The following is a 15,617-nucleotide window of genomic DNA, read 5'->3' as shown; positions in this document are numbered from 1 at the left end:
AAAGCGATTGTCACAAAAACGACATGCAATAGACGCCAAGATGTAACCGAAGTTTCATACGGGCGTCGCGGAACAGGGAAGGTATAGGTATGACGCTCCGACTGCGACTGGCTTGCGGCACCGCGCTGGCGCTGCTGATGACATCGGTGCCGGAGGGCGCGCAGGCGCAGAGCAGCGCCGATTTGCAGCGGCAGATCGATGCGCTCAAGGCACAGGTGGAGGCGCTGACCGCGGCGCTGGCCGCGGGCCAAGGGGCGCAGCCGGTCGCCGTTGCGCCGGCGTCCGCCCCGGTATCGGCTTCCGCGCCGGTCGCGCTCGCCGCGTCGAGCGCGTCGCCGTCGGCCATCCCGGCATCGGCCGCCGCGCCAAAGGCCAAGGCCTGGTATGAGAAGCTGTCGCTGCGCGGCTATACCCAGATGCGCTATAACGGCTTCCTGTCCGGTGACGATACGGCAGCGGCGGGCGTGTCGCGCCTGCGTTCGGTCCACGACAGTTCGATTTCGGAACGCGGCGGCTTTTCGCTGCGCCGGGCGCGGCTGGTGCTCCAAGGCGATGTCTCCGATCGCGTCTCGCTCTATCTCCAGTCCGACTTCGCGACCGCCGTCAACAATCAGGCGGGCACGGAGCGGCGTGAGGGTTTTGCCCAGTTGCGCGATGCCTATGCCGACGTCTTCCTCGACAAAGAGAAGAGCCTGCGCCTGCGCTTTGGCCAGTCCAAAGTGCCCTTTGGCTGGGAGAATATGCAGTCATCGTCCAACCGGCTGACGCTGGACCGCAGCGACGCGATCAACAGCGCGGCGCCCAGCGAGCGCGATCTGGGCGTGGTGGGCTATTACACGCCGCCGTCGGTGCAGAAGATCTGGGACCGGTTGGGGCATGACGGGCAGAAGCTGTTCGGCAATTATGGCGCCTTTGGCGTCGGCGTGTTCAACGGGCAGGGCACCAACCGAACCGAGCAGAATCGCGGGCTGATGAAAGTCGCCTTTGCGACATGGCCATTCGCGCTGGACGGGCTGGGCGATGCGTTCGAAGGGCAGGTGGTCGAAATCGGCGGATCGGCGATGCTGAACAAGGTGCAGCCTGAATTGCGCAGCGGGGCGGTCAGTGGGATCGCCTATGACGATAATCGTGTCGGCCTCCACGCCATGCTCTATCCGCAGCCTTTTGGTATCCAGGCCGAATGGAATTGGGGCAAGGGACCGGAATATGACCGCGACAGCCTGTCCATTGAGACGAAGAAGCTGCGCGGCGGCTATGTCCAGATGATGTATCGGCTGCCCACGGAGTCGGTCGGTGCGTTGATGCCCTATGGCCGTTGGCAACATTATCGCGGCGGGTGGAAGGCCAGCACCAATGCGCCGCGGCTGGAAACCGACGAGTTCGAACTGGGCGTGGAATGGCAGCCGTGGAAGGCGCTGGAAGTCACTATCGCCTATGCCCGGATGAAGCGGGCCGAAGCCGACGAACGGCGCACCGGCCGGGCCGAAGGCGACCTGATCCGTACCCAGGTGCAGTGGAATTACTGATCGGGGGAAGCCACATCCACATGAAAAGGGCGGCGCCGTGAGGCGCCGCCCTTTTTCGTCCGGCCGGAGCCGGATCGGTTGCCCCGCGGCATAGAACCGCGGGGCGCTCCGATTACTTCAGCTCGACGGTCGCGCCAGCTTCTTCAAGCTGCTTCTTGACCTTCTCGGCTTCTTCCTTGTTCACGCCTTCCTTGACGGCCTTCGGCGCGGATTCGACCAGCGACTTGGCTTCGGTCAGACCCAGGCCGGTGATGGCGCGGACTTCCTTGATGACGTTGATCTTCTTGCCACCGTCGCCGGTCAGGATCACGTCAAATTCGGTCTGCTCTTCGGCAGCGGGGGCAGCGGCAGCGGCCGGGCCGGCAACGGCGACGGCGGCAGCGGCGCTAACGCCCCACTTTTCTTCCAGAGCCTTCGACAGCTCGGAAGCTTCGAGAACGGTGAGGGCCGAAAGCTGTTCGACCAGAGCGGTGATGTCTGCCATTTTTCTAGTTCCTTGATTGGGGCGATGCGCCCCGTCAGATGAGGGTCAAAGTTGATCCGGGTGAAGGACGGCTTACGCCGCTTCCTTCTCCGCATAGGCGTTGAAGACGCGCGCCAGCTGCGCTGCCGGTGCCTGGGTGACGGTTGCGAGCTTGGTAGCCGGGGCGACGATAAGGCCGATCAGCTTTGCACGCAGTTCATCCAGAGACGGCATCGATGCCAGGGACTTGACGCCCTCCGCATCGAGCAGCATTTGCCCCATCGCGCCGCCAACGATCTCAAGCTTGTCGTTGGTCTTCGCGAATTCGACCGCAACCTTGGCGGCTGCGACCGGGTCGGCCGAGGTGGCGAGGCCAACGGGACCGGTCAGCAGGTCGCTGAGCGGGCCATAGGCCGTGCCATCAAGGGCGATACGGGCGAGGCGGTTCTTCGTAACCTTGTAGGTGGCTCCCGCGTCGCGCATCTTCTGGCGCAGGACAGTCGACTGTGCGACGGTCATGCCGAGGTTGCGGGTCACGACGACCACGCCAACTTCTGCCAGCTCTGCGTTGAGCGCGGAAACGACCTCAGCTTTCTGATTACGATCCATGCCATTACTCCACTTCATGTCCGCGCCGCTTGCGCGGGCGAACGACTAAACCCACGCCGAAGGCATGGGGTACTAAGTCCGAGGGGAGAGATCGACTGGCCCGCATCCATCAAGGAACAGGCAGACCCGAATCGGGCCATAGGACCCGTTCGGCAAAGAACTTTTCCCCGTCTCGGCTGGAGATTAAGAGGGGCATATTCCCCTCACCAACTGTCTCGGACGGTGAACCCCGAAGGGTTCGCTGCGGCCGCCCATACAGAGTCGGGGCGGCGATGTCACGCGGAAACTGGCGCGGGGCGGGGGTGCGGGTCGCGGGTTGCGGGTCGCAGAGCGGCGTTGGTGGCGAAGTATACAGTGTCGTCGGGGTGGGACGACGCAAAATGTGGGAAAATAGGGTGGTGGGGTAACGGGAAAGGCGCTGTTGGGCCACAAGTGGGTAACGCCGAGGTCACGGACGCGCGCCTGTTGGGTCATGATTGGGTCACTTTGACGCGCCACCGACGCGCCTTGGTGCGGACGGCGCGGCGGGCCGGGCGGGGAGCGGCGGAAGGCGGCGGGGTGGTTCATCGACAAGGATAAACCAGAGAAAATCCTACTTTGGAAGGGTCAATCAGCCTCCGGTTCGCGCTTGTCGATTATGAGGATCATCATTGAAACTATGGCGATGATGCATACCCCCATCCCGGCGAATTGCGTCGTGATGCAATCATTACGGCGCGCCCATGGCTATCATCGAACCGAGCAGAGGGGGGATTGAAGCCCATGGCAATTTTTGCCATATCAAATTAGTTGGAGGTATCTGCCGATGGCTACCATGAATGTTTCTCTGCCCGATCCTATGCGGGATTATGTGCAGAACCGCATCGACAGCGGCCAATATGCCAGCGTCAGCGACTATGTGCGCGACCTGATCCGCCGCGATCAAAGCGCGATCGTGGATGAGGAACGCTGGCTGAAGGAACTTGATGCGTCGATTGACGAAAGCCTTCAGGAGATGAAGGCCGGTGGGGGTCATGATCTTGACGACGTGTGCGACACGATCATTGCCGACATCCAGAAAAGCGCGAGCGGTGCATCGCGTCGATGAAGGTCACGCTGTCCTCACAGGCCAGGCGCGATATCGAAGGCATTCGCAACTATATCGAGAAAGACAATCCCGCGCGCGCGATCTCGTTCGTCGGCCAACTGCGCGAAACCGCGAAACATATAGGCGATATGCCGCGCGCCTTCCCGCTGGTGCCGCGCTACGAACAGCATGGGATCAGGCGCCGGTCTTACAAAGGATATGGAATCCTCTATTCCGTCGAGCCGGACCGCATCTTCGTCCACCGAATCATCGGGCCAGGACAGGATCACGACGCTGCTTTGCAATTAAGTTGAGTGTGTGTTGGCCGATGCCGAATGACGGCAACATTTTATTGTCGCACAATGGCCGGTTGCCGTCTGTCCGCTTGGCAAGCATGGAATAGGATAGCCGCCATTAATCAGGTGTCGTGAAACATCTGATTGTCGGCTTGTGCATTTATGCTGGATTTGGCTGATTGAGGGATATTGGCACGCTATCGGACCTAAAGCGAAAACTGCGGCTGTTTGAGAGCGGCGATCTTCGAAGCCAACCCTATCTTCTTTTCGGCCTTCGCTTTCGCGATATCCGACATATTTTCCAGCAGTAATTCGAGCGTCTGATCATCCTTGACTTTCATAAACGTCTTGGCCTTATTCACGAACACCACCGATGTTTTCTTAGCCTTCAGCAACTCAATCACGTTGCTCAATGTGCCCGTGCTTTTGGTGTCCCAAATCATCAGGCCGTAATCTGCCCCCTCCGCCATCTTGACGTCTTTGGCCGTAAAATAGGCTCGTGTTCCCGGCTCGGCGTCTGGATAAACATGCTCAACAGTCCAATCACCGACATTGTTGCGCGGCCGATCACCACTGCAATAGACCGTCACATGCTCCGCGTTGATGCTGTCTAGGTGCTGTTGAATTGACGTGTCCGCGCCGTCGGCATCACCGACAGCCACGCTTAGGCCTGCTTCAACCGCTTTCGAAATTCGATCTTTCACGCGTTGATCGAGCCGACTGATCGCGATCGAGCCTGAAATGAAGACTGTTTCCATCTCTATCACCATGTGCAAGTAGCCACCAAAATCTGCCCGATCTTCGCATATGTGCGCAGGGTCGAGCAAGCCGCTTCCAAGGATGCCCCTGTGTCATATTTGTCATCGACTAGCAGCGCACCCCAATTCCCGTTATTGGTGATGGAGGCTTCGTTCAGGTAGAAACGCTCTGCAAGCGCCGCCACTTTCTCCTCTTTCGTCCCCAAATTCTTGATTTCCGGTGCGCCGGGTTCCGGCGGATTTTTGAGCAGCAATCCGCCTGCGTAAAAAGTGCCCGTCAGTTCACTCAGTTTTTTGGTGACTTCGTGGACCGGCTGACGAGTTCGTTGCTTTGTCGCTGGCATAGGAATGACCATCGCGAATTTGCCCAGCAATGGTACGATGTGATCCCGTATCGCCAGCGCGAGCGGCTCGACGTGGTTGAATTCGCCCTTATATTTGAGCTGGTACAGGGCCTCGCCTGGCTCTGAACGGGTGGTATCGAACTGCATATGCCCAAATTGGTTATTACCAATCGCAACGCTATTCAAAACGTGCTTGTGAAGAGCAAAACCCCTGTCCCAATTACCATGCAGTTCACGCAAACTGACATCCATAACGCCCCCCTCTTCACGCACAAAATGGTGACGGGTTCGTAATAAAGCAAGCTTCTCTAGAACGGTGAGTCGTCTGCTTCTGGGAAACTCGCCTTCTCCGTCCAACGACAGAGAATGGCGCAAAGCCGCCCTCGCCCCTAAACCCGATCCGCCTGCACAACCACGTCGATCGCGCGCAACGCCGACAAAATCCTATTCAAATGCTGCGCGTCGGCGACTTCCAGGTCGATGACGTCGGTGTGGAACGGCCCTTCGCGGTTGACCAGTTGCAGGTTGAGGATGTTCGCCTTGGTCGCGCCGAAGAGGTTGGCGACGGCGGCCAGCGCGCCGGGCTGGTTCTTGACGATGACGGAGAGGCGGGCGGTGCCGCCTTTCGACTTGCCGTCCCAGGCGAGGTCGATCCAGTCGTCGTCCTGCTCCACCTCCAGCGACCGGCAGTCGATGGTGTGGACCTCGATCGGTTCGCCGGTGCGGCGCACGCCGACGATGCGGTCGCCGGGGACGGGGTGGCAGCAATCGCCCAGATGATAGGCGATGCCGGGCGTCAGGCCGCGGATCGAGACGGGTTCATGCTGGCGGGGATGCGCCTCCTCCATGCCCTGCGCGCTGGTGGAGCCGGGCATCAGCGCCTCCATGACTTCGCGGTCTAGCAGGCGGTGCGTGGCGATGGCGACCATCAGGGATGCGCGGTCGTCCAGCTTGAGCCGCTTGATCGCGGCGGTCAGCGCCTTGTCGCCCAGTTCCTTGGCGAGGTCGGGGGAGAAGCGGCCGACGATTTCGGCATAGAGTTTCTCGCCCAGCGCGATTTCCTCGCCGCGCTGCTTCTGGCGGATATAGCGGCGGATGGCGGCGCGGGCCTTGCCGGTGATGGCGAAGCTCAGCCAGCCGGGCTGTGGCTCCTGCCCCTCCGATTTCAGAATTTCGACCTGGTCGCCATTTTCGAGGGAGGTGCGCAGCGGCACCACGCGGCCATTGACCTTGGCTCCGACGGTCTGGTTGCCGAGCGAGGTATGGACGGCATAGGCGAAATCGACGGTGGTCGATCCCTTGGGCATCTGGTGCAGCTCCCCCTTGGGCGAGAAGGCGAAGATGCGGTCCTGATACATGGCCATGCGGGTATGTTCGAGCAGCTCGTCGGCGTCCTGGCTCTGTTCCAGAATTTCAACGAGGTCGCGCAGCCAGGCGGCGTGGTGATCGGTGGCGTCGCCCTTCTGCTTGTACGCCCAATGCGCGGCGAGGCCGAGTTCGGCGTCATTATGCATGTCGCGGCTGCGAATCTGCACCTCGATCCGGGCATTGTCCTGGTGGATGACGGTGGTGTGCAGCGACTGATAGCCGTTACGCTTGGGCGTGGAGATATAATCCTTGAACCGGCCAGGGACCATCTTGAAGGTCTGGTGGATGATGCCGAGCGCGCGGTAGCAGGCCTCATGGCTGTCGGTGATGACGCGGAAGGCCATGACGTCGGTCAGCTGTTCGAAGCTGATATGGCGTTCCTGCATCTTCTTCCAGATGGAGAAGGGATGTTTTTCGCGGCCAGAGACGCTGACCGACATGCCCTTGCCCGCGAGCAGCAGTTGCAGTTCGGCGCCGATCCGGTCGACCTTGTCATGGCCGCCTTCCTTGAGCTGTTCCAGCCGCTTGGTGATGCTGGCATAGGCTTCCGGCTCGATCTCACGGAAGGCGAGCAGCTGCATTTCGCGCATGAAGTCGTACATGCCGATGCGTTCGGCGAGCGGCGCGTAGATATCCATCGTTTCGCGCGCGATGCGGCGGCGCTTGTCGGGGTTCTTGATGAAATGCAGCGTGCGCATATTGTGCAGACGGTCGGCGAGCTTCACCAGCAGCACCCGGATATCGTCCGACATGGCGAGCAGGAATTTGCGGAGATTTTCCGCAGCCCGCTCGTTCTCGCTCATCGCCTCGATCTTGCTGAGCTTGGTGACGCCGTCGACCATGCGGGCGACATCCTTGCCGAACGCGGCCTCTATCTCCTCATAGGTGACCAGCGTATCCTCGATCGTGTCGTGCAGCAGCGCGGTCACGATCGTCTGGTCGTCCAGGTTGAAGTCGGTGAGGATGCCGGCCACCTCGATCGGGTGGCTGAAATAGGGATCGCCGCTGGCGCGTTTCTGGCTCCCATGTTTCTGGACAGAAAAGACATAGGCGCGGTTGATCATCGCTTCGTCCGCATCCGGATCGTAGCGCTTTACCCGTTCGACAAGTTCATACTGGCGTAACATCGTTTCCCGATTGTGTTGGAAGACCCTTGTCGTGCAACAAAAAAATCCCATCTTGCATGAATTAGGCGGCGATTTTGCAACGCCAACAGCTTTGCGCTATGCGGGGCGACATATGAAACATAATCTGGCCCAGGATCTGGAACAATGTGCGCTGCCGAGCGCGCTGGAAATGATGGGCGAACGCTGGTCGTTTCTCATCCTGCGCGGCGCATTGTCGGGCATCCGCCATTTCGAGGAGTTTCAATCGACCCTGGGGATCGCGCGCAACATATTGGCCAACCGGCTCGCCCGGCTGGTCGAAAACGGCATATTGGTGCGCGAACCGATGCAGTGCGACCGGCGCAAGGTCGAATATCGGCTGACCGAGAAGGGGCAGGGGCTGGCCCCCGCCATGATCGCGCTGCGCCAGTGGGGCGAACGGTGGGGCTGCGGCACTCCCGCCTGCCAGGTGCTGGCGGACAAGCGCGATGGCCAGCCGATCCGCCCGATCGGCATAGTGTCGCATGACGGCCGCACGCTTGACCTGTCCGACTTGGTCTGGCTGTGCACCGACGAAGTGACGCCGATGGGCGAAGAGCCGGCTGTCGCGGCCTGAAACCGGCTTTGACCAGAGGCCCAAATCGCCTAAGCCTGCACGCAATGTCCGTCACCGTGCCCCGCATCAAGCCTCAGCCCTTTTTCGCTGACAAGAACCGCGCCTTCTGGAATTTGCAGTCGGTCGGATGGGCTGGCGCTTTCCTGCTGCGCGGCTCCTCCACCATCGCCAATGGCCAGCCGCTCTCCAGCCTGGTGCCGGTGCTGATTTCGACCGTCACCGGCTATTCGGTCACGCTGCTGATCGCGGTGATGTTTCGTTTTCTGGTCAAGAAACGCCCGATCGTGACCTGGGGCGTGTCGATCATCACCGTGGTCGCGGCCGCGGGGCTGGTCGCGTTCATCGACGCCTGGGTCTTTTCGACGCAGAACCGGGGGAGCGAGACGGCGGGGTTGCAACTGTTCCTGGGTGCTTTCTATCTGTCAATGACGCTGCTGGGCGCCTGGTCGTCGCTTTATTATGCGATCAATTTCTATCTGACGGTCGAGGAGCAGGCGGACCAACTGCTGCTGCTGGAGAACCAGGCGGCCAATGCGCAGCTGGCGATGCTGCGGTATCAGCTTAACCCTCATTTCCTGTTCAATACGCTCAATAGCATATCGACGCTGGTGCTGCTCAAGCAGACCGACCGGGCCAATGCGATGCTGTCGCGGCTGTCATCGTTCCTGCGCTATACGCTGATCAACGAGCCGACGGCGCAGGTGACGATCGAGCAGGAGATCGAGACGCTGAAACTCTATCTGGAGATAGAGAAGATGCGGTTCGAGGAGCGGTTGCGCCCGTCCTTCACCATCGATCCGGCGGTGGCGCATGCGCGGTTGCCATCCCTGCTGCTGCAACCGCTGGTCGAAAATGCGATCAAATATGCGGTCACGCCCAAGGAGGAGGGGGCCGAAATCGCCGTCAGCGCGCAGCCTGCCGGGGATAATGTCCGGATCGTCGTATCGGACAGCGGACCGGGATTGAACGAAAGCGGAATGAGGCCGCACATCCCGATGAGCGAGGGGACCGGGATCGGCCTGCCGAACATTCGGGACCGGTTAATTCAGGCCTTCGGGGAACGACAGAGCTTCGAAACGCGTTCCACGCCGGGTGGATTTTCGGTTATCATCGAGATTCCGCTGAACATGGATGAAACATCGAAAGTGGCCGCATGACCATCAGAACAATCCTCGTCGATGACGAAAGCCTGGCCATTCAAGGGCTGGCGCTGCGTCTGCAAGCGCATGAGGATGTCGACATTATCGAAACCTGCAACAACGGCCGTGAAGCGATCCGCGCGATCAAAACGCATAAACCCGATCTTGTGTTCCTTGATATCCAGATGCCCGGTTTCGATGGCTTTTCCGTCGTCCAGGGACTGATGGAGGTGGAGCCGCCGCTGGTCATTTTCTGCACCGCCTATAGCGACCATGCGATCCGCGCGTTCGAGGCGCAGGCGGTCGACTATCTGCTGAAGCCGGTGGACGAAGGCCGCTTGGCCGATGCGCTGGACCGGGTACGCCAGCGGCTCACCGAAAAGCGGCAGGTGCAGGAGATCGAGAAGCTGCGCGAAGTGCTGGCCGAGGTCGCGCCCCAGGCGATGACCGATTTCGCCGCCGATGATGATGCACCCGCGTCCAACCGCTTCGAAAAGCTGATCAATATCAAGGATCGCGGCCAGATTTTCCGCGTGGATGTCGATTCGATCGAGCGGATCGACGCGGCGGGCGACTATATGTGCATCTACACCGCCGACAATTCGCTGATCCTGCGCGAGACGATGAAGGATCTCGAAAAGCGGCTCGACCCGCGCAATTTCCAGCGCGTGCATCGATCGACCATCGTGAATTTGTCGCAGGTGCGACAGGTCAAGCCGCACACCAATGGCGAATGTTTCCTGGTGCTGGAAAGCGGCGCGCAGGTGAAGGTCAGCCGGTCCTATCGCGATGTGGTGGCGCGGTTCGTGCATTGACGCATTGATCCGGGGATAGTGTCAACGTATATACGTCGTCACTATCCTCAGGAGTGACATGGTCAAAGCCGCAGTCTTTACGATGAAATTGGAATCGGACCTCCGCGACGAGTTCATGGCGGAAGCCGATGCCTTGCATCGCCCGGCATCGCAGCTTGTGCGTGAACTGATGCGGGACTTTGTCGATCGGCAGCGTCAGGCGCGCGACCATGCAGACTTTCTGGCACAAAAGGTTGCGGCTGCGCGGCGTTCCGTTTTAGCGGGGCAGGGGTTGTCCCATGATGCAGTCGAGGCGGAATTTGCAGCGCGCCGCGCGCGGGTTGCCGATCAGGGGTGATCGTCCGTTGGACGCCGGAGGCGCGGCAAGACAGATCGGACATCTGGGACTATCTAGTTGAGCGCGATCCGGGTGCGGCCATGCGTATGGACGCAATGTTCAGTGTCGCTGTGTCGAGGCTGGCGGATTTTCCGATGCTTGGTCATGACGGCGCGGTGCCGGGCACGCGGGAACTCGCGCCGCACCCCAGTTACCGTCTGGTTTATGAAGTGGATAGCGACACGGTTTGGATATTGACGCTGGTCCACGCCATGCGCCTTTGGCCACCGCTTCGTTAGCTCAGCGAAACACCCATTGCCGGTTCAATCCGAACATCACCGCCGGCGTGACGAAAACCATGGCCGGGATGGGTGACCATTCGGGCCAGCGCATATGGGTGACGCACAGATAGACCCAGAGGGCGTTGAGCGCATAGCTGATGAGCGATACCGCCACGAATTTCGCCCCGCGCGTCGCATGGCTCGCGTCGCCGCCATGGCCGCGGAAGGTGAAGAGGCTGTGGCTGACATAGCCGATGGCGACCGCCGCGAGATAACCGATCAGGTTGGCGGCCTGCGGATGGAAGCCGGCCAGCGCCGCGAGGGTCCAGTAGATCGCCGCCTGGCAGGCGGTGACGAACAGGCCGGTCACGCCATAGCGGACGATCTGCCAGAACAGCACGCCATGCTCTGCATAATATCGTGACAGGATTTTCATGGGCACCCCGTTGCGCTTTGGTTCGCAGCCTCTAATCCACAGCCATGACCTTGCATAGTCGCGATACCCTGCGCGCCAGCGCCCTTCATTGGATGGCGATCCTGACCGCTTACGCGCAGCGGCACTGGAAATGGCTTACCCTGCTGATCTGGATCGTGATCGCGGTCACCATGGTCGCGACCCGCTGGCCCGCCATCCACTGGCTGGTGCTGAGCGATACCGACGACAATATCCGCTATGTGCAGGTGAAGGACTGGCTGGCGGGACAGGGCTGGTATGATCTGCGCCAATATCGGCTCGATCCGCCGGGCGGGGCCAATATCCACTGGTCGCGGCTGGTCGATTTGCCGATTGCGGGCCTCATCCTGTTTTTCCGGGCGTTCGTCGATCAGGGGCTGGCCGATCGTCTGGCTTGCGGCATCGCGCCGCTGCTGCCGTTATTGCTGTTGATGCTGAGCCTGGGCTTTATCGGGCGGCGGCTGGCCGGGCCGAACGGCTGGCTGCTGGCGGTGCTGGCACCGCTCGCCGCACAGATGGGGCTGGGCATGTATGCGCCGATGCGGATCGACCATCATGGGTGGCAACTGGCGCTGGCGGTGACGATGCTGGCAGGTGTGATCGACACCAACCGGCTGCGCGGCGGGGTGATGGCGGGGGTCAGCAGCGCGCTGTCGATCGCGATCGGGATGGAGATGATCGTCTATCTGGCGGCGGGCGGCGGGTTGATCGCGCTGCGATGGGTATTCCGGCCGGGGGCGGAGCGGCGGATGCTGCCCTATGCGCTGAGCTTGGGGGGCGCGATGTCGCTCTGTTATCTGCTGTTCGCCAGCTATGCCAATCGCGAAATGGTGTGCGATGCGCTGTCGCCGATCTGGGTCGCGGTGTTCGGCGCGGCGTCGGCAGGCATGGTGCTGTTGTCGCTGGCGCCGCTCCGTGGTTGGGCGGCGCGGCTGGCGGCGGGCGCGGTTGTGGGCGGGGCGGTTGCCGTCTTCTTCTATCTGAACTGGCCGCAATGCCTGTCCCCCTATCAGATTTCGCCGGAGCTGGAACGGCTGTGGCTGGCCAATATCCGCGAGGCCAAGCCGATCACGGCGCAGGCGCAGAGCATGGTCGTGCCGTTGCTGGCGATCCCGCTGGCGGGATTGATCGGGCTGGTCTGGGCCTTGTGGGATGCGCGGCGCGACGGCGAGCGGCTCTGGGCTTGGGCGACGGTCGGGCTGATGATGGTCTTTGCGACGGCCTTGCTCTTCTGGCAGCTGCGCGCTGGCCCCGCGGCGCAATTGCTGGCGATCCCGCCTGCCGCCTGGGCCGCGCACCGGCTGATCGCGATGATCCTGACGGGATCTCGCCGGGTGCGGATAGGGGCGGGGGCAGGGGTGGCGTTGCTGGCGGCGATCGCCTGCGCCTATCCGCTTTATCCGCAGGTGGTGAAGCTGTATCAGGAAGCTACGGGCACGAAGCCCAAGCCGTGGCGGCCGTCGGCGATCGCCCGCACCGATGCGATCAAGAAGGCAAACGGGCGGTGTCGCACCCTGCCCGCGCTGGAGGTGCTGGACCAGTTGCCGCCCGCGACGATCTTCACCATGGTCGATCTGGGGCCGCGGCTGATCGCCACGACCCATCATAGCGCGCTGGCCGGTCCCTATCATCGCAACGGGGCGACGATCCTCGATATCCATCATGCCTATGACGGGCCGGCCGACGCCTTCCGTCCGATCGCGGCGAAGCATCATGCGACCTATCTGCTGGTGTGTCCCAATTTCCCCGAAGGCACGATCTATCAATCGCGCAGCCCGCGTGGCTTCTATGCCGGACTGATGAGGGGCACGATACCGGCTTGGCTGGTGCCGGTCGCGCTCAAGACCGGCATGACGCTGCCCTATCAGCTTTACAGAATCGACTATTCAGCGCCGGGCGGCGAAAAAGGCGCGCAGCAGCGCTGAGGCTTCGGCCTCTGCCAGGCCGCCATAGACGTCCGGCCGGTGCAGGCATTGCGGCTGGGCGAAGAGGCGCGGCCCCTGTTCGATCGCGCCACCCTTGGGATCGCCGACGGCATAATAGAGCCGCGCGATGCGGGCGTGGGATATGGCGCCCGCGCACATGGGGCACGGCTCCAGCGTGACCCACAGGTCGCAGCCCGTCAGGCGATAGTCGTTCAGATGGATGGCCGCCGCGCGCATGGCGACGATTTCGGCATGGGCGGTCGGATCATGGTCGCGGCGATTGCGATTCTGGCCCTCGCCGATGATCGCGCCATCCTTCGTCACCACCGCACCGATCGGCACTTCGCCCGCCGCCTGCGCCAGTAGGGCGAGGTCAAGCGCGCGGCGCATGGGGACGGGGAGCGGGAAGGGCGGGGCCATAAGCCCCGCCGTTACAGGATTGGCACGGATCGCGAAAGGCGCGCCAGAGGTGGCTTAGGGCTTCCTGACCGCGACGGTGGGCACTTCGACCGTTTCGTTGCGGGTGCCGACTTCCACCTTGGCGACGTTCGCTTCATATTTAGGGAGCGCGCCTTCCTTGACCGCGATTTCGGGCAGGCGACCCTCGGCGGTTTTCTGGAGATCGATGAATCCGGTTGCTATCCCGACGCCGACCACGATAAGCGCGATCAGCAACAGTCCGCCAATGAAACGCATAAATTCCTCCTGTATCCAATTGGAGGAAAGAACGCCGGGGCAGGCGAAATGGTTGCGCAAGCGCCACGATCGACAGCTAAGACCGGCAGGGCAAATTTACGCGCGTGGTTGACGCTGGCCGCGAATCTGTTTATCGGCGCGGCTTTCCGAACGAACCCGAATTCAAAGGTTGAATGACTATGTCGCGCATTTGCGAGCTGACCGGCAAGGGTCGCCAGGTGGGTCACAATGTTTCCCACGCCAATAACAAGACCAAGCGCGTGTTCCTGCCGAACCTGCAGAACGTGTCGCTGATCTCCGAATCCCTGGAAACCAGCGTCAAGCTGCGCGTGTCGACCCATGGTCTGCGTTCGGTCGAACATAATGGCGGCCTGGACAACTGGCTGGTCAAGACCAGCGACGACAAGCTGTCGCTGAAGGCCCGTCGCCTGAAGCGCGACATCGTCAAGAAGAAGGCTGCCGTCGCAGCCTGATTTCTTCCGATTCGTTTCGGCATAAGAGCGGCCTGGCGACAGGCCGCTTTTTGCGTCGGGTGACGCCCTCTCTTTGCCCTCTCCCGTTCTCACGGGAGAGGCTAGGGAGACTTGGCAGCTTGCTGCCTAGTCGATGTCGGTGAGGGTCTTTTTTCTGTCTGCGGGCCTGCCGGGGCGAAGTCTAAAAGACCCTCACCCAACCCTCTCCCGTGAAGACGGGAGAGGGCTAAGTAGACGCCATCCACGCTTCGAGATCGTTCTGCCGTTCAATCCATCCCGAATTTCAGCATCCCTAACTTCAGCAGCAGCGTGCGCTGGAAAAATTCGTGATTGTCGTCCGACACGATCCAGATGATCGGCCGGCCGTGTTCGTGGCTGACCGCTATCCCTTCGAAATTGTCGGCCAGCAGCGGCGGCGCCAGTCGGGCGAGGGTGCGTGCTTTCAACGCCGTGCCCGACTCCAGCTTTTCGGGCAGGTCCACGATCGCGATGGTGGCGGTGAACAGTTGCTCTACCGTCAGGCGGCGGTTGAGCACCAGCAGGTGGCGGGCGTCCAGCGCGACCGCATCGGTCGGGCGATAGCCGCGCGGCGGCGTGTAGCGCAGGTGGACGGGGGCGGGCGTGTCCTTTTCCGCCGGGTCGCCCGCGAACAACAAGGTGTCGTGCCGTCCGTCGGGCGTCATCCCCATTTCACCGATTGCCAGGAAACGGCCGTCGGGCAGGCGGGCGAGCGATTCGATCGATCCGGTCTTGGGCCAGGCGAGGATTTCGGGCCAGGTCCGGCACGCCTCCACCCGCGCAAAGCCGGGCGCGTAGCGGCAGATCGCCTGTTGCAGTTCGAAGCCCACCCAATAGCGACCGGTCGCCGGATCGCGGGTCATCGATTCCGAATCCCAGGCCCACCAGGGACGATGGCGATCCTGCGCGCGGACAGGCAGGGGGGCGATGAAGGGATGGCCTTCGCCATCGCCGGGGCCGACGTGGAAGCCCATCAAGATGCCGGAATCGCTGAGGCCCAGCAGGTCGCCCGCAGGTGACACCAGCAGCGCCGACAGGCCGCCAAAGCCGGGATTGGCGCTCTTCAACTCCCAGCCACCCAGATAGGCGAGCGAGCCGACATGATCCAGCGCAGGATCGATGCTGCTGAGCGGCAGCGCGCGCGCCGTGACCAGCAGCGCCCCGGCCGTGACCGTTTCAGGCTTGCTCATATGCGGGGCCGGCAGCAGCAGCAGGGCTAGGGCAAGGACGATCAGGATTCGCTGCATCGCGCCTGCCATAGGGCATAATCCGGCAGGACGCAGCAGGGCTGTGACGGGTCGTTTCCATCTGAACGGCGGCTGTCACCCTTATTCAGGCTCGGCTCAAC

The 15,617-nt window shown here is 61.8% G+C and carries 19 protein-coding genes; 10 read left to right on the top strand and 9 right to left on the bottom strand.

Annotated features, from left to right (window positions below):
- Positions 1-89: 89 nt before the first annotated feature.
- Positions 90-1,526 (top strand): porin, encoded by a 1,437-nt coding sequence (locus HHL08_RS05815; protein ID WP_169571542.1) that lies wholly within the window; start codon positions 90-92, stop codon positions 1,524-1,526.
- A 112-nt stretch (positions 1,527-1,638) separates the two neighbouring features.
- Here the strand turns inward: HHL08_RS05815 and rplL are convergent, their stop codons facing one another.
- Together rplL and rplJ are read right to left on the bottom strand one after the other, a co-directional pair.
- Positions 1,639-2,010 carry a 50S ribosomal protein L7/L12 gene (rplL, locus tag HHL08_RS05810; protein ID WP_169571541.1) on the bottom strand — a complete coding sequence of 124 codons (372 nt, stop codon included), beginning with the start codon at positions 2,008-2,010 and terminating at the stop codon, positions 1,639-1,641.
- 72 nt (positions 2,011-2,082) lie between these two features.
- Complete coding sequence (gene rplJ / locus HHL08_RS05805) at positions 2,083-2,598, bottom strand: 50S ribosomal protein L10 (RefSeq protein ID WP_169571540.1); 516 nt, start codon at positions 2,596-2,598, stop codon at positions 2,083-2,085.
- A gap of 814 nt (positions 2,599-3,412) precedes the next feature.
- Between rplJ and HHL08_RS05800 the strand changes: the two genes are divergently transcribed.
- Positions 3,413-3,685 (top strand): type II toxin-antitoxin system ParD family antitoxin, encoded by a 273-nt coding sequence (locus HHL08_RS05800; RefSeq protein WP_408021757.1) that lies wholly within the window; start codon positions 3,413-3,415, stop codon positions 3,683-3,685.
- Complete coding sequence (locus HHL08_RS05795) at positions 3,682-3,978, top strand: type II toxin-antitoxin system RelE/ParE family toxin (RefSeq protein ID WP_169571538.1); 297 nt, start codon at positions 3,682-3,684, stop codon at positions 3,976-3,978. Before HHL08_RS05800 ends, HHL08_RS05795 begins: the two co-directional genes overlap by 4 nt.
- A gap of 188 nt (positions 3,979-4,166) precedes the next feature.
- On the opposite strand, the gene HHL08_RS05790 is transcribed toward HHL08_RS05795, so the two are convergent.
- From HHL08_RS05790 to HHL08_RS05780, 3 genes are all read right to left on the bottom strand, one after another.
- Complete coding sequence (locus tag HHL08_RS05790; RefSeq protein WP_169571537.1) at positions 4,167-4,718, bottom strand: hypothetical protein; 552 nt, start codon at positions 4,716-4,718, stop codon at positions 4,167-4,169.
- 5 nt (positions 4,719-4,723) lie between these two features.
- Positions 4,724-5,314 carry a ComF family protein gene (locus HHL08_RS05785; RefSeq protein ID WP_169571536.1) on the bottom strand — a complete coding sequence of 197 codons (591 nt, stop codon included), beginning with the start codon at positions 5,312-5,314 and terminating at the stop codon, positions 4,724-4,726.
- A 137-nt stretch (positions 5,315-5,451) separates the two neighbouring features.
- Entirely contained in the window at positions 5,452-7,557 is a 2,106-nt protein-coding gene (locus tag HHL08_RS05780) for a RelA/SpoT family protein (RefSeq protein ID WP_169571535.1), read from the bottom strand.
- A 112-nt stretch (positions 7,558-7,669) separates the two neighbouring features.
- Here HHL08_RS05780 and HHL08_RS05775 point away from each other — a divergent pair, with 112 nt between their 5' ends.
- The 5 genes from HHL08_RS05775 to HHL08_RS05755 all read left to right on the top strand — a co-directional run bounded on the left by HHL08_RS05775 (position 7,670) and on the right by HHL08_RS05755 (position 10,721).
- A complete protein-coding gene (locus HHL08_RS05775) occupies positions 7,670-8,152 on the top strand; it encodes a winged helix-turn-helix transcriptional regulator (protein WP_169571534.1) in 483 nt (160 codons plus the stop codon).
- Positions 8,153-8,196: 44 nt separating this feature from the next.
- Positions 8,197-9,309 carry a sensor histidine kinase gene (locus HHL08_RS05770; protein ID WP_169571533.1) on the top strand — a complete coding sequence of 371 codons (1,113 nt, stop codon included), beginning with the start codon at positions 8,197-8,199 and terminating at the stop codon, positions 9,307-9,309.
- Positions 9,306-10,106, top strand: a complete 801-nt coding sequence (locus tag HHL08_RS05765) for a LytR/AlgR family response regulator transcription factor (protein WP_169571532.1) — start codon at positions 9,306-9,308, stop codon at positions 10,104-10,106. Before HHL08_RS05770 ends, HHL08_RS05765 begins: the two co-directional genes overlap by 4 nt.
- Positions 10,107-10,188: 82 nt before the next feature.
- A complete protein-coding gene (locus HHL08_RS05760; RefSeq protein ID WP_235954953.1) occupies positions 10,189-10,443 on the top strand; it encodes an antitoxin of toxin-antitoxin stability system in 255 nt (84 codons plus the stop codon).
- Positions 10,440-10,721, top strand: coding sequence for a type II toxin-antitoxin system RelE/ParE family toxin (locus HHL08_RS05755; protein ID WP_169571530.1), 282 nt, complete (start codon positions 10,440-10,442; stop codon positions 10,719-10,721). Before HHL08_RS05760 ends, HHL08_RS05755 begins: the two co-directional genes overlap by 4 nt.
- A 1-nt stretch (position 10,722) precedes the next feature.
- On the opposite strand, the gene HHL08_RS05750 is transcribed toward HHL08_RS05755, so the two are convergent.
- The gene (locus HHL08_RS05750; RefSeq protein ID WP_169571529.1) at positions 10,723-11,139 is read right to left on the bottom strand and encodes a GtrA family protein; all 417 of its coding nucleotides are present in this window, start codon (positions 11,137-11,139) and stop codon (positions 10,723-10,725) included.
- Positions 11,140-11,183: 44 nt separating this feature from the next.
- Here HHL08_RS05750 and HHL08_RS05745 point away from each other — a divergent pair, with 44 nt between their 5' ends.
- Positions 11,184-13,082, top strand: a complete 1,899-nt coding sequence (locus tag HHL08_RS05745; RefSeq protein WP_169571528.1) for a hypothetical protein — start codon at positions 11,184-11,186, stop codon at positions 13,080-13,082.
- On the opposite strand, the gene HHL08_RS05740 is transcribed toward HHL08_RS05745, so the two are convergent.
- Together HHL08_RS05740 and HHL08_RS05735 are read right to left on the bottom strand one after the other, a co-directional pair.
- Complete coding sequence (locus tag HHL08_RS05740) at positions 13,044-13,502, bottom strand: nucleoside deaminase (protein WP_169571527.1); 459 nt, start codon at positions 13,500-13,502, stop codon at positions 13,044-13,046. The genes HHL08_RS05745 and HHL08_RS05740 overlap by 39 nt on opposite strands.
- Before the next feature lie 54 nt (positions 13,503-13,556).
- On the bottom strand, positions 13,557-13,778 hold the full coding sequence (locus HHL08_RS05735; protein WP_169571526.1) for a hypothetical protein: 222 nt from the start codon (positions 13,776-13,778) through the stop codon (positions 13,557-13,559).
- 179 nt (positions 13,779-13,957) lie between these two features.
- Between HHL08_RS05735 and rpmB the strand changes: the two genes are divergently transcribed.
- The gene (gene rpmB / locus HHL08_RS05730) at positions 13,958-14,251 is read left to right on the top strand and encodes a 50S ribosomal protein L28 (protein WP_169571525.1); all 294 of its coding nucleotides are present in this window, start codon (positions 13,958-13,960) and stop codon (positions 14,249-14,251) included.
- Positions 14,252-14,517: 266 nt separating this feature from the next.
- On the opposite strand, the gene HHL08_RS05725 is transcribed toward rpmB, so the two are convergent.
- A complete protein-coding gene (locus tag HHL08_RS05725) occupies positions 14,518-15,516 on the bottom strand; it encodes an esterase-like activity of phytase family protein (RefSeq protein WP_169571690.1) in 999 nt (332 codons plus the stop codon).
- Positions 15,517-15,617 lie beyond the last annotated feature (101 nt).

Origin of the sequence: Sphingobium psychrophilum, from assembly GCF_012927105.1 — a bacterium.
GTDB lineage: Bacteria > Pseudomonadota > Alphaproteobacteria > Sphingomonadales > Sphingomonadaceae > Sphingobium > Sphingobium psychrophilum.
This window is presented reverse-complemented; position numbering and strand designations above follow the sequence as displayed.